General features: G+C 71.0%; 16 protein-coding genes. 7 read left to right on the plus strand and 9 right to left on the minus strand.

Annotation, left to right across the window (positions count from 1 at the left end):
- Positions 1-11: 11 nt before the first annotated feature.
- From ACX9GQ_RS00545 to ACX9GQ_RS00580, 8 genes are all read right to left on the minus strand, one after another.
- The gene (locus ACX9GQ_RS00545; protein WP_459627573.1) at positions 12-1,061 is read right to left on the minus strand and encodes a CobW family GTP-binding protein; all 1,050 of its coding nucleotides are present in this window, start codon (positions 1,059-1,061) and stop codon (positions 12-14) included.
- A 23-nt stretch (positions 1,062-1,084) separates the two neighbouring features.
- Entirely contained in the window at positions 1,085-1,615 is a 531-nt protein-coding gene (locus ACX9GQ_RS00550) for a peptide deformylase (protein ID WP_459627574.1), read from the minus strand.
- A 30-nt stretch (positions 1,616-1,645) separates the two neighbouring features.
- On the minus strand, positions 1,646-2,569 hold the full coding sequence (locus tag ACX9GQ_RS00555) for a metal ABC transporter substrate-binding protein (protein ID WP_459627575.1): 924 nt from the start codon (positions 2,567-2,569) through the stop codon (positions 1,646-1,648).
- A gap of 15 nt (positions 2,570-2,584) precedes the next feature.
- Complete coding sequence (locus ACX9GQ_RS00560) at positions 2,585-3,469, minus strand: metal ABC transporter permease (protein WP_459627576.1); 885 nt, start codon at positions 3,467-3,469, stop codon at positions 2,585-2,587.
- A 60-nt stretch (positions 3,470-3,529) separates the two neighbouring features.
- Entirely contained in the window at positions 3,530-4,267 is a 738-nt protein-coding gene (gene aztA, locus ACX9GQ_RS00565) for a zinc ABC transporter ATP-binding protein AztA (RefSeq protein WP_459627577.1), read from the minus strand.
- Positions 4,264-4,413 (minus strand): hypothetical protein, encoded by a 150-nt coding sequence (locus ACX9GQ_RS00570; RefSeq protein ID WP_459627578.1) that lies wholly within the window; start codon positions 4,411-4,413, stop codon positions 4,264-4,266. Before ACX9GQ_RS00570 ends, aztA begins: the two co-directional genes overlap by 4 nt.
- A gap of 122 nt (positions 4,414-4,535) precedes the next feature.
- Positions 4,536-6,125, minus strand: a complete 1,590-nt coding sequence (locus tag ACX9GQ_RS00575; RefSeq protein WP_459627579.1) for an OpgD/OpgG family glucan biosynthesis protein — start codon at positions 6,123-6,125, stop codon at positions 4,536-4,538.
- Positions 6,126-6,265: 140 nt separating this feature from the next.
- Entirely contained in the window at positions 6,266-6,526 is a 261-nt protein-coding gene (locus tag ACX9GQ_RS00580) for a hypothetical protein (protein WP_459627580.1), read from the minus strand.
- Positions 6,527-6,612: 86 nt separating this feature from the next.
- Between ACX9GQ_RS00580 and ACX9GQ_RS00585 the strand changes: the two genes are divergently transcribed.
- The 7 genes from ACX9GQ_RS00585 to ACX9GQ_RS00615 all read left to right on the plus strand — a co-directional run bounded on the left by ACX9GQ_RS00585 (position 6,613) and on the right by ACX9GQ_RS00615 (position 12,081).
- Positions 6,613-8,211, plus strand: a complete 1,599-nt coding sequence (locus tag ACX9GQ_RS00585) for a gamma-glutamyltransferase family protein (protein ID WP_459627581.1) — start codon at positions 6,613-6,615, stop codon at positions 8,209-8,211.
- Positions 8,212-8,276: 65 nt separating this feature from the next.
- Complete coding sequence (locus tag ACX9GQ_RS00590) at positions 8,277-9,479, plus strand: amidase (protein ID WP_459627582.1); 1,203 nt, start codon at positions 8,277-8,279, stop codon at positions 9,477-9,479.
- A 96-nt stretch (positions 9,480-9,575) separates the two neighbouring features.
- Positions 9,576-9,719 (plus strand): hypothetical protein, encoded by a 144-nt coding sequence (locus tag ACX9GQ_RS00595; protein WP_459627583.1) that lies wholly within the window; start codon positions 9,576-9,578, stop codon positions 9,717-9,719.
- Positions 9,720-9,794: 75 nt separating this feature from the next.
- Positions 9,795-10,493, plus strand: coding sequence for a nitrile hydratase subunit alpha (nthA, locus tag ACX9GQ_RS00600; protein WP_459627584.1), 699 nt, complete (start codon positions 9,795-9,797; stop codon positions 10,491-10,493).
- A complete protein-coding gene (gene nthB, locus ACX9GQ_RS00605) occupies positions 10,490-11,155 on the plus strand; it encodes a nitrile hydratase subunit beta (RefSeq protein WP_459627585.1) in 666 nt (221 codons plus the stop codon). Before nthA ends, nthB begins: the two co-directional genes overlap by 4 nt.
- Complete coding sequence (locus ACX9GQ_RS00610) at positions 11,152-11,541, plus strand: nitrile hydratase accessory protein (protein WP_459627586.1); 390 nt, start codon at positions 11,152-11,154, stop codon at positions 11,539-11,541. Before nthB ends, ACX9GQ_RS00610 begins: the two co-directional genes overlap by 4 nt.
- Positions 11,542-11,601: 60 nt before the next feature.
- Complete coding sequence (locus tag ACX9GQ_RS00615) at positions 11,602-12,081, plus strand: GNAT family N-acetyltransferase (protein WP_459627587.1); 480 nt, start codon at positions 11,602-11,604, stop codon at positions 12,079-12,081.
- On the opposite strand, the gene ACX9GQ_RS00620 is transcribed toward ACX9GQ_RS00615, so the two are convergent.
- Positions 12,078-13,115, minus strand: coding sequence for a nickel/cobalt transporter (locus ACX9GQ_RS00620; RefSeq protein WP_459627588.1), 1,038 nt, complete (start codon positions 13,113-13,115; stop codon positions 12,078-12,080). The two genes, ACX9GQ_RS00615 and ACX9GQ_RS00620, sit on opposite strands and share 4 nt — an antisense overlap.

The raw sequence follows: 13,115 nt of genomic DNA on the forward strand, positions 1-13,115 counted from the left end.
CCGGGGACCGCTCATTGAACCGCGCAGGCCTCGGCACCCTTGCGGATCGCCTCTCCGTCGAGGTCGCGGCCGATGAAGACGAGCCGGGACTCGCGCGCCTCGCCGGGCTTCCACTCGCGCTGCAGGTCGCCGTCGAGGATCATGTGCACGCCCTGGAAGACGAAGCGGCGCGGCTCGTTAGGGAACGCGACGATGCCCTTGCAGCGCAGGATGTTCGGCCCTTCGCGCTGCGTCAGGTCGTTGATCCACGGCATGAAGCGCTCGGGATCCACCTCGCCGAGGCGCACCGAGATCGACTGCATGTGCTCGTCGTGGAAGTGCTTCAGCCCGCCGTGGTGATGGTGGTCGTGGTCGCAGCCCGGCCCGCACTCGTGGTCGTGATCATGATCGTGGTGGTGATGGTGGTGGCCGTCGTCCTCCTCGAGGAAGGCGGGCTCGATCTCGAGGATGCGGTCGAGGTCGAAGGCGTTGCGGCCGAGCACGGCGTCGAGCGGCACGGCGGCGCGCTGGGTCCGGTGCAGGGTCGCGTAGGGGTTGATGGCGCGGATGCGTCCCTCGACCTCCGCGAGTTCCTGCGGCGACACGAGGTCGGTCTTGTTGAGGATGATGACGTCGGCAAAGGCGATCTGGTTCTTGGCCTCGGGCGCGTCCTTCAGCCGGTCGGAGAGCCACTTGGCGTCCGCGACCGTGACGACGGCGTCGAGCCGCGCCTTGTCGGAGACGTCCTGGTCGACGAAGAAGGTCTGCGCCACCGGCGCCGGGTCGGCGAGGCCGGTCGTCTCGACGATGATGGCGTCGAACTTGCCGCGCCGCTTCATCAGCCCCTCGATGATGCGGATGAGGTCGCCGCGGACGGTGCAGCAGATGCACCCGTTGTTCATCTCGAACACTTCCTCGTCGGCGCCGACGACGAGGTCGTTGTCGATTCCGATCTCGCCGAACTCGTTGACGATGACGGCGAAGCGCTTGCCGTGGTCCTCGGTGAGGATCCGGTTGAGCAGGGTCGTCTTGCCGGCACCGAGGTAGCCGGTGAGGACGGTGACGGGGATTTTCTCGGTCATGGTGGTCTCCTTGCCGGGCGGGATCAGCGCAGCGCCGCTGCGCCCGGCCTCGTGCCTTGCCTGTTCAACTTGTCGAAGCGCGCCAGCAGGCGCTCCCGCCTGAGCCGCGACAGCCGGGCGATCCAGAAGACGCCGTCGCACTGCTCGATCTCGTGCTGGACGCAGGCGGCCATGAAGCCGTCGAACGTCTCCTCGCTCCATTCCCCGTCGACGGTCTGCCAGCCCACGACGACGCGGGCGGGACGCTCGACCGACTCGTGGAGGCCGGGCAGCGAGACGCTGCCCTCCTCGTGGACCTGCGTCACCGTGGACGCCGAAAGCACCTCGGGATTGACCATGACGAGCGGCTGCGGCTTGCCGCCCGGCTTCAGGTCGATCGCCACGATCCGGCGCATGATGCCGAGATGGGGGCCGGCGAGGCCGCGGGCCGGGATTGTCCGCAGCCCGTCGAGCAGCCGCTCCACGTCGCGCCGGAGCGCGTCGTCGAAGGCCTCCACGCGCGCAGCCGGCCGGCGCAGGCGCGGGTCGGGGTAGAGGACGGCGGTCTCGGGCACGGCGGCAGGTCCAGCGGGTCGGCCCGCCCGTCACGACGACAGGGCGGTGGTCAGTTCCCTTATATTGGACCGCATCATGTCGATGTAAGTCCCGGCAATGCCGTCCGGCGCGGAGAGCGCATCTGAATAGAGCCTCCCGCCGACCTTGGCCCCCGTCTCGCGGGTGATGCGGTCCATCAGCCTGGGATCCGTGACGTTCTCGAGGAAGACGGCGGGAATGGCCTCGGCCCTGATCTGCCGGATGATGCGCGCCACGTCGCGGGCCGAGGCCTCGGCTTCGGTCGAGACGCCGAGCGGGCTCACGAAGATGATCCCGTAGGCCTTTGCAAAGTAACCGAAGGCATCGTGCGAGGTGATGATCCTGCGGCGCGACGCAGGAATCCGCGCCACGGCCGCCCGGATCTCGGCGTCCAGAGCGTCGAGCCGGGCGAGATAGGAAGCGGCGTTCGCTTCGTAGGCTTCCTTGCCGGCCGGGTCGGCGGCGACGAGGGCATCGCGGACCTGCGCCACGTAGACCTTCGCATTGGGCACGCTCTGCCAGGCGTGCGGATCGAACCGCCCGTGGTCGTGGCCCTTGCCGTGGTCATGGCCGTCGTCCGTCGCGGCGATGGGCATGATGCCGTTCGTCGCCACCGCGACCGTGGCCTTCGTGCCGGAGGCCTTGACGAGGCGGTCCAGCCAGCCCTCGAAGCCGAGCCCGTTGACGACGACGAGCTTCGCGCCTGCCAGTGCCTTTGCGTCCGCCGGAGTCGGCTGGAACACGTGGGCGTCGCCGTTCGGCCCCACGAGCGTGGTGAGGGCGACGCGGTCACCACCCACGACCCGCACAAAGTCGCCGAGGATCGAGAAGGTCGCGACGACGGGGAGGCGGGTGGTCTGGGCACGCGCCGGAACGGCCGTTCCGGCGGCCAGCACGGCGGCGATGGCAACGAGAGCCCGGCGTCTGTCGATCATGGGGGATCTCCGGTTTCAGGCTTCCAGGTGGCGGCGCGGCAGGTGCCGCGTGACGAGCCCGCCCTGCGTGCCGAAGGCCAGCGAGGCGAGGTAGACCGTTCCGGCGGCGAGGATGATGGCGGGGCCGGCGGGCAGCCCGGCGTGGAACGACACCAGCAGCCCGGCCACGCCCGAGACGATGCCGAGCACCGTTGCGAGGGCGATCATCCGCGAGATGTCCTGCGTCCAGAAGCGCGCCGCGATGGCTGGCAGCATCATCAGTCCCACCGCGAGCAGCGTCCCGAGCGCGTGGAACCCGCCGACAAGATTGAGGACGACGAGCACCAGGAAGACGATGTGTGTCGGGCCGCCGGCGGCGCTGACGGAGCGAAGGAACCCGGCGTCGACGCACTCCAGCACGAGCGGGCGGTAGATCAGCGCGAGGACGATCATCGAGACCGTTGCCACGCCGGCGATGAGGAGCAGCGTCGGGTCGTCGAGGGCCAGCACGGTGCCGAAGAGCACGTGGAGGAGGTCGAGGTTCGAGCCGCGCAGCGACACCAGCGTCACGCCGAGCGCCAGCGAGATCAGGTAGAAGGCGGCGAGGGAGGCGTCTTCGCGCAGCGGCGTCGCCCGTGTCACGAACCCGGCGAGGAGCGCGACGGCGATGCCGGCCGCGAGACCCCCGACAGTCATCCAGCCGAGCGACAGGCCGGCGACGAGGTAGCCGACCGCCGCGCCCGGCAGGACGGCGTGCGCCATGGCGTCGCCGACGAGACTCATCCGGCGCAGCATCAGGAAGACGCCGACGGGTCCCGCCCCGAGAGAGAGCGCCACGCAACCGGCCAATGCCCGGCGCATGAACGCGAAATCGGCGAAGGGGCCGACGAGTAGCGCATAGAGGCCGGTGTCCTGTTCCATGGCGCAAGCGGACCTCGCCACGGCTCGCGCCGGGCCGAAGGGATGGACGGGAGCGGGCGGTCAGGCCGCGCGGCGGCAGGCGGCGGCGTCCGGGTCGGGCGCCTCGAGCATCCGGCGGGCCTTCAGCATGTTCTCGGCGGTGAGGACGGACGCCGTGTCGCCCCACGCGATCGCCTCGCGGGCGACGAGCAGCGTCTCGGGGAACATCGACCGCACCGTCTCGATGTCGTGCAGCACGGCGACGACCGTGCGCTCCTCGGCGTGCCAGCGTCGGACCAGGGCGAGAAGGTCGGCCGCAGTCTTGGCATCGATGGCGGTGAGCGGCTCGTCGAGGAGAATCACCCGGGCGTCCTGCAGCAGGAGCCGTGCGAAGAGCGCGCGCTGCATCTGCCCGCCCGAGAGCGTGCCGATGGCGCGGTCCTCGAAGCCGGTCAGGCCGACGGAGGCGATCGCCGCCTCGATGTCCGCCCGGTCCTTCCGGCCGATGCCGCCGAAGAGGCCGCGCCGGCGCAGGAGGCCCATGGCCACCATGTCGTAGACGTTGATCGGGAAGCTGCGGTCGACGTCCGCGGCCTGCGGCAGCCAGGCAACGGCCTGCGCCCCGCCCTCGACCGAGATGCGGCCCTGAAGCGGCTTCACCGCCCCCGCGATGCCCTTCAGAAGCGTCGACTTGCCCGCGCCGTTCGGACCGACCACGGCCGTGAGGCTGCCGCGCGCAATCGCGCCGTCGAGGTGGTGCACCACCGGATGGCGGTCGTAGCCAAGGGTCAGGTCATGGAAGCGGATGGCGCCGGTCATGACATCATCGCCCACGCCACGAGGCCCCAGAGGGCCGCGGCCAGACCAAGAGCGCCGCCCAGGCGGGTGGTCGCGGACAGCCGCAGCAGCGAGGCCGTCGGATGCGCCGCGAGGGCCGCGTGATGATGATGGTGATCGTGGGCCATGGCGTTCGGGAAGCAGGGCGGTCGGAGTGCCGCCCCGCATGTCCGGAACGTTATAACGTAACATCCGACGATCGCAAGTCGGATGTTACTATGTTACACAGGCTCGTGACGGGCCGTCCGGCTCAGAACGGATGGTACTGGTAGAGCCACGTCTCGCTGAGCACGGTGTCCCCCGACTTGAGGAACAGCCGCATTTCCACGGGGTCGGCGCCGTCGACCGTCAGGTCGAACTGGGCGCGCCAGTGGCCGGGCACGTCATTGGGCACGGCCTCGGTGAAGATGTAGGAGAAGCTCCCGCGGGACGCCCACAGCACCGGCTCGGGCTTCACGCCGAAGGGCAGCCGCGCAAGCACGTCGCCCTTGAACTCCACCATGAACTTGCGCACGCCCTTGGGCCGCGGCTGGCCGGGCTGGCCGCCGTTGCCCAGCCGCGTCGCGACGCAGCGCGCCAGATTTCCCGGGAAGGCCTCGTCGGCCATCCAGTGCAGCCGGTACTTGACGTCGATCGCCTGGCCGGCGGCGGTCGGCTCGGCCGGGACCCACATGGCCACGATGTTGTCGTGGATCTCGTCGTCGGTCGGGATCTCCGTGAGCTGGATAGCGCCCTTGCCCCACTTGCCCACCGGCTCGATCCAGGCGGACGGGCGAAGGTGGTAGCGCACGCCATCCTGGTAGTTGTTGAAGTCCCGGTCGCGCTGGCACAGCCCGTAGCCGCGAACGTCGGTATCGACGAAGCTCGACACCATGATCCGTGGCGGGTTGTTGAGGGGGCGCCAGATCCGCTCGCCGCTGCCCGTCCATATCGCGAGGCCGTCGGAATCGTGGATTTCCGGCCGCCAGTCGACGGCCGTCTGCTTCACGGTCTCGGAATACCAGTACATCGAGGTCAACGGCGCGAGGCCGAGCCGGTCGATCGGCCGGCGCAGGAACAGCGCCGCCTCGATGTCCATGATCACGCCCTTCGTCCGGCGCAGGCCGAACCGGTAGGCGCCGGTCAGGCTCGGGCCGTCGAGAAGGGCGCTGACGTAGAGCGGGTCGTCCTCCTTCGCTGCCGGCTCGAACCAGAACTCGACGAAGTCGGGGAACTCCTCCGGGCTCGCCGTGCCGGGCGCCAGCGCGATGCCGCGGGCCGAGAGGCCGACCTGGCCGAGCTCGCCGATGGCCCGGAAGTAGGATGCGCCAAGGAACGTCGCCCAGGGCTCGAGCTTCTTCCAGTTCGGGCCCGACCGGGTCTCGTGCACCCAGAAGCCGGCGAAGGCGGAGGGTTCCTCCGGCAGCTTGCGGGCGACATGGTCCGGGCCACCCATGAACAGCGCCGGGTTGTAGTGCACCTCGCGGGCCGAGCCGTTCTCGACCACGTGCATCCGCACCGTCTTGGGGAAATACATCCCGACGTGCTGGAAGCTGACCGGATAGACGCCCCCGCTGTTGCTCCACAAGGCAGACTCCAGCTTGTAGCGGAGCTTGCCATGCGCGTCGTAGTCGATCTGCTTGACGATCGACGGGTCGGGGCGGGGAGGCGCCACGTAGGACTTCTGCGCCCGCAGCTTCGCCAGCGCCTTCAGGCTGTCGTAGCTGAAGGGTGTCGCCGGGCCGTAGGTCAACGGCGGGGCCGCCGGCGGATCATCGGCCGCCGATGCGACGGAAGGCAGGAGTGCGGCGGCATTCACCGCGGCGGCGAGCTGGAGGAAATGGCGACGGTCGAGGCTCATGGCAGTCCGCATATTGGGCGCGACATCGATTTGCGCAACCGTCGGCGGCCGACGGTCCACCGCCAAAGGGCCGCCGCGAGCCGGGCGCGGCGCCTTTTCCTGGATCAATGTGGCGGCGGTCTGACCGCCGCGGGGCGCTCTCAGTCGCGGATGGGCTCGACCTGGATGGCCTTCTGCATGAAGCGATACATCGCGTACATGCCCACGGCGGCGAAGAGACCCATCAGCACGAACTCGATGTTGCGGCCGAACACGAGGTGGAGCTCGAACAGCCCGGACAGGGCCCAGCCGGCCGCCAGCGCCACGCCGATGATCTCGGTACCCACGAGGATCCCCAGGCTGACGATGGTCAGCAGGTTCCGTGTGTTGATGGTGCCCTTGTTGGCCACGCGCGGCTCCATGGTCGATCCGGCCTCTTCGACTATATGCTGCGCGGTCCCAAGGCAAGGCGGCGGCGCGCCGCGACCTCCAGCGAGAACCCCGTCCGATGTCCGATGATACCCCCGTCTTCGCCCGTGCCGCCGTCGCGGCCCCGCATGCCGCCGCCGCCGAAGCGGGCCGGGCGATCCTGGCCGAGGGGGGCAACGCCATCGAGGCCATGATGGCCATGGCCTCGACCATCGCCGTGGTCTACCCGCACATGAACGCCATCGGCGGCGACGGGTTCTGGATCGTCCGCGAGCCGGGCGGGCGGGTGCACGCCATCGAGGCCTGCGGCCCGGCGGGCGAGAGGGCCACCATCCGCCGCTACCGAGACAAGGGTCACGACACCATTCCCTCCCGCGGACCCGATGCCGCCGTGACGGTGGCCGGAACGCCGGGCGGCTGGGCCCTCGCCCAGGACCTCTCCCGCAGCCTCGGCGGTCGGCTGCCGTGGTCCGTCCTGCTCGGCGCAGCCATCGGCCACGCCCGCAACGGCTACGAAGTCTCTCCCTCAGAGGCGCGGACCCGCGCGAATGCGCCCGAGGCGCTGGCGGCCGCCCCCGGCTTTGCAGAAACCTTCCTCGTCGACGGCAAGACGCCCGCTGCTGGCACGCTGCGCCGGATGCCGGCGCTCGCCGGCATGCTGGATCACCTCGCGAGCGCGGGTCCGGACGACTTCTATCGGGGCGACGTGGGGCGCGAGATCGCGGCCGACCTCGACCGCATCGGCGCCCCCGTCACCCGCGCCGACCTCGAGCGTTTCCGCGCGCGGATGGTCGAACCGCTGTCGACGGCCATCCCCGGCGCCACGCTCTACAACTTCCCGCCGCCGACGCAGGGCCTCGCCTCGCTGATGATCCTCGGCATCTTCTCGCGGCTCGGCGTGCCCCGGGGAGAGGGCTTCGAGCACATCCACGGGCTCGTCGAGGCGACCAAGCGGGCCTTCCGCGTGCGCGATGCCGTCGTCACCGATCCGGACCGGCTGCGGCTCGATCCGCGCGCGTTCCTGACGCCGGAGCGGTTGGCGCGCGAGGCGGCGCAGGTGTCGATGGAGCGGGCGGCGCTCTTTCCGCTCGCCTGGGGCGAGGGCGACACGGTGTGGATGGGCGCGATCGACGGCAACGGCCTCGCGGTATCCTACATCCAGTCCATCTACTGGGAGTATGGCTCCGGCTGCGTCCTGCCGCGCACGGGCATCCACTGGCAGAACCGCGGCATCTCGTTCTCGCTGGACCCTTCCGCGGTGAACCCGCTGGAGCCGGGCCGCAAGCCGTTCCACACGCTGAACCCGGCGCTGGCGGCGTTGGACGACGGCCGCGTCATCTCCTACGGCAGCATGGGCGGGGACGGGCAGCCGCAGTTCCAGGCGACGATATTCACCCGCCATGCCCTGTTCGGCCGCGGCATTGCCGAAACCCTCGACGCGCCGCGCTTCCTGCTCGGCAAGACATGGGGCGATTCGGCCACCTCGCTGAAGCTGGAGAACCGCTTCGATCCATCGCTCGTGCGCGCGCTTGAGAAGGCGGGACACCACGTGGAGGTGGTGGCGGACGCCTATTCCGACGGCTTCGGCCATGCCGGCATGCTGTCGCGCAAGCCGCGCGACGGCTCTGTGGCCGCAGCGCACGATCCCCGGTCGGACGGCGGTTCGGCCGGCCTTTGAGAGGCTTGCCGCCGTCCCCGCGGCGGGTGAAGGTGGCGCCTCCGCCGTCTCACACCGGACTTCCCATGCTCGACGCCGACGATGCCGTCCACGCCTTCGTGCCCTATCCGCCCGCGCCGGTCGCCAGTGCCACCAGCGGTCCGCTGGAGGGCCTCACCCTCGCGGTGAAGGACATCTTCGACGTCGCCGGCTACCCGACGGGCTGCGGCAACCCGACCAAGCTCGCGCTCTCCGGCATCAAGACGGCGACCGCTCCCATCGCGCGGCGCTTTCTCGACGCGGGCGCGCGTTTCGTCGGGAAGACCCACACCGTCGAACTCGCCTACTCGCTGAACGGCCTCAACGACCATTTCGGCACGCCGACCAACCCGGCCGACCCGCAGCGCGTGCCGGGCGGCTCGTCCTCCGGCTCGGCGGCTGCGACGGCCGCGCGGCTGTGCGACATCGGGCTGGGCTCCGACACCGGGGGCTCGGTGCGCGGACCGGCCAGCTACTGCGGGATCTTCGGCATCCGCCCCACGCACGGGCGCCTGCCGCTGGACATGACGATGCCGCTGGCTCCGACCTTCGACACGCCCGGCTGGTTTACCCGCGACGCGAGGACCTTTGAGCGCGTGGCCGCTGCGATCTTCGACGCGGACACGGCGCCGCTGCCGGCCGAGGTGCGGCTGCTGAAGGCGGACGACTGCTTCGCGCTGGCGCAAGACGGCCCTCGGCGCGCCCTGGACGCGGTGGTCGCCCGCATCGACACGATGCTGCGTCCGGTGGAGGAGATCCGCGCCGTCCCCGGCGGGTTCGACCCGCTCTACTGGGCCTTCCGCCGGCTGCAGGGGACCGAATCGTGGCAGTCGCACGGCGACTTCATCACCCGCTGGCGCCCCGCGCTGATGCCAGCCATCGCCGACCGGTTCTTCTACGGCCGGGACGTGTCGAAGGCCGACGTGAAGGAGTCGGTTGCAGTCCGCAAGGCGTTCAGGGCGGCTTTCCGGTCGATGCTCGGCACAGACGGCGTGCTGCTGCTGCCGACCGTCCCGGGCCCTGCGCCGCGGCTCGACGCGTCGGGCGAGGCGCTGGAGGCCGACCGCGCGCAGGCGCTGCGGCTGCTCTGCCTGTCGGGCCTGTCGGGCTGCCCCCAGGTGTCGATCCCCGCCGGCTTCCAAGACGGCGCGCCGTTCGGCCTGTCGTTGATCGGCCCGGCGGGGTCGGACCTGTCGCTGGTGCGTCTCGCCGTGAAGGTCGCACGCGCCGCGGCGGTGCGGATCGCCTGAAGATACTAAAACTATACCAAGCCTCTTTGCTCGCTTTTCACGGGTGCCGAGCATCATGTAGCCTGAGGTTGCAGATGGCGGCCTCGGGAGGCTTCGATGAGGCAGGCGCTGCATTTCGCCCGTTACGTTCGCCGGATGCGGGAGGTCGAGAGCTACCGGCTCATCGACGTGCTGATCATTGCCGGCCTGACGGCGCTGCTCGTCATCCACGTTGCCAACTTCGCGCACGCGGTCGCCTGAGCCGACGCTTGGCGGCGCCGGTCCGCCGGCGCTAGTCTGCGCCAGGGCCGCCACGGTGCGGCAGGCAGGCGCGACATGGGCGGACATTCGCACGACCACGAACACGGACATGGCCACGGCGGGCATTCGCACGACCATGACCATGAGCATCACCACGACCATCATCACGACCACGACCATTCCGAACTGTCGGAGACGGCCCTTCGGGTCCGGGCGCTCGAGTCGATCCTGACCGAGAAGGGCCTGATCGACCCGGCGGCGCTCGACGTCCTGATCGAGACCTACGAGACGAAGATCGGGCCCCGGAATGGCGCGCAGGTGGTGGCCCGCGCCTGGAGCGATCCCGCCTATCTCGAGCGGCTGCGCCACGATGCGACGGCGGCCATCGCCGAACTCGGCTTCGGCGGGCGGCAGGGCGAGGACATGGTCATCGTCGAGAACACGCCCGACACCCACAACCTCGTCGTGTGCACCTTGTGCTCCTGCTACCCTTGGCCCGTGCTGGGGCTCCCGCCCGTCTGGTACAAGTCGGCGCCCTATCGCTCGCGCGCCGTCATCGACCCGCGCGGCGTGCTCGCCGACTGCGGCGTGACACTGCCCGAGGGCACGTCCATCCGCGTCTGGGACTCGACGGCCGAACTCCGCTATCTCGTGCTGCCGATGCGGCCCGCCGGCACGGAAGGATGGGATGAGGAGCGGCTCGCCGCGCTCGTCACCCGCGACAGCATGATCGGCACGGGGCTGCCGCTCGATCCCGCCGCGGTGCCGGCATGAACGGCGCCCAGGACCTCGGCGGCATGATGGGATTCGGGCCTGTCGTGCCGGAGATCGACGAGCCGCTGTTCCACGCGGCGTGGGAAAAGCGTGCGCTGGCGGTGACGATTGCGGCCGCCGGGCTCGGCGAGTGGAACCTCGACGTGAGCCGTCACGCTCGCGAGACGCTGCCGCCGCCCGAGTACCTGACGTCGAGCTACTACGAGATCTGGATCAAGGGCCTGACGAAGCTCCTGCGCGCCCGCGGTCTCGTCGACGACGACGAAATCGCCGCCGGACGGTCGCTGCGCCTGGCGCGGGCGACGGCTCGGCCGGCGATGACGGCCGAGGCGATGGAGGCGGCGCTGGCGCGCGGCGGTCCGTGCAGCCGGCCGGCGACGACCCCGGCCCGGTTCGCCGTCGGCGACCTTGTCCGCACGCTCAACATCCACCCGGTGGGCCACACCCGCCTGCCGCGCTACGCGCGCGGCAAGGTGGGGCGGATCGAGCGCGTGCATGGTGTGTTCGTCTTCCCGGACAGCAACGCCCATGGCAAGGGCGAGGACCCGCGCTGGTGCTACGGCGTCGTCTTCGACGGGCCGGAGCTGTGGGGACCGGGCAGCGACCCGACGCTCAGCGTCAGCGTCGATTGCTGGGAGCCCTATCTGGAGCCGGCGCCATGACCTCGCCCTCCGCCGCCGCCCGCGCCCTAGCCGCCGTTCCCTCCATCCCGTGCGACGCGGAAGGTCCCGTGTTCCGCGAGCCGTGGGAGGCGCAGGCCTTCGCCATGGCGTTGTCGCTGCACGAAGCGGGGCTGTTCACGTGGCCCGAGTGGGCCGACGCGCTCGCGGACCAGATCCGCAAGGCCGCGGCGGCGGGCGATCCGGACACCGGCGAGACGTACTATTCCCACTGGCTTGCGGCGCTCGAGGCGCTCGTGGTGGCCAAGGGCGCGGCGACGCAGGACGGCCTCGCGGCGCGGCGCGACGCGTGGGACCGCGCGGCCCGGGCGACGCCCCACGGGCAGCCGATCCTGCTCGAGAACGATCCACTCGCCCGGCGGGACTGAGCGTTGGTCGGTTCGAGCGGCGACGTCCGGCCCCCCTCTTCCGCCGCGACGTGGCGTCCGATGACGGAGCAGGACCTCGACGGCGTCTTCGCCGTCGCCTGCGCCATCCACGAGGCCTATCCGGAGCGGAGAGAGGTCTTCGCCGAGCGGCTGGCGCTGTTTCCCGGCGGGTGCTGGGTCCTCACCGGGTCGGCTGGTCCCGTTGGCGGCTATGCCGTCAGCCATCCGTGGCGGGCCGGCGAGCCCGTGCCGCTCGACGCGCTGATTGCCCCGCTGCCGGCGGAAGCCACGCGCTACATCCACGACATCGCCGTTCTGCCGCGGTTGCGCGGGGCGGGCGCCGCCGGAACGATCGTCCGCCGCATCGTGCGGGACGCCTACCGCGCCAACGCGCCGTCCGCCTCACTCGTGGCCGTGTCGGGGACGGTGCCGTTCTGGCAGGGGCACGGCTTCGTTGTCCAGGACGATCCACGGCTGGCGGAGAAACTCGCCGGCTACGGCGGCGACGCGCGCTACATGGTGCGCGACCTGCGGCTCTAGCCGCCGGCCTGAGACCAGAACCCCAGCAGCAGCGCGCTGCCCAGCGCCAGCACGGCGGCGGCGGCCACCACCTCCAGCGCTGACCCGGCCAGTGCCGCGCGCGGTCCGCTCGCCGCGGCGAGCCGCAGCGCGCCGGCCTTGGCGAAGACCGAGAAGGCGGCCAGCGCGCTCGTGACCAGGGCCGTGCCGAGGGCCATGGCGACGGTCGCGGCGACGCCGGCCGCAAATACCGACTGCGCCAGCGCGAAGACGAGCACGATGATCGCACCCGTGCAGGGACGCAGCCCGGCTGCGAGCACGACGCCCGCGGCGCCCTTCCAGCCCTGCGCCGACGCTGCCTCGGGGCCGGGCAGGTGGCCGTGGCTGCAGCCGGGACCGCAGGCCTCGCCCGGCGCATGGTTGTGGGCAACGAGGTCGGGCCAGAGCCGGCCGGCGAGGTCGCCGGCCTTGCGCCACAGCAGCCATGCCCCGACGGCGGCCACGGCGGCGAAGCTCAGCGTCTCCACGGCGCCGGTGACGTTCGTCATCGTCCGGGCAGTGGCGCCGATGGCGAGGCTCAGCACGCTCACAAGGGCGACTGCGACGACCGCCTGGAGGAGTGCCGCGGCGAAGGCCAGCCCGATGCCGCGCCGCAGCGCGCGTTCGTTGGCGAAGATCCAGGCGGAGATGACGGCCTTGCCGTGGCCGGGCCCTGCGGCATGGAACACGCCGTAAAGGAACCCAAGCCCGACGAGCGGCCACACGGAGCCTGCCTCCGAGGCGTAGCTGCGGACCAGTCCGGTGAACTGCCGGTAGAACCCGGCCTGCACCGCGAGGATCCATCCCACGATCCCGCCAGACGCGCCACCCCCCTCCCGGATGCCCACTCCGAAGGGGTTGCGCGGGGGCGGGGGCGGGGCGGGCCCGACGAGGAGGGTGAGGAGTGTTCCAGCCAGCAGCACCACGCCAAGGGCTGCCGCGGCGACGAGCGCGACCCGCACGGCGCGCGCGAGGCGGCCGACCCCCGCCGACGAGCGTGTCTCGAGCGCAGTCAT

Source organism: Alsobacter sp. R-9 (assembly GCF_054612375.1).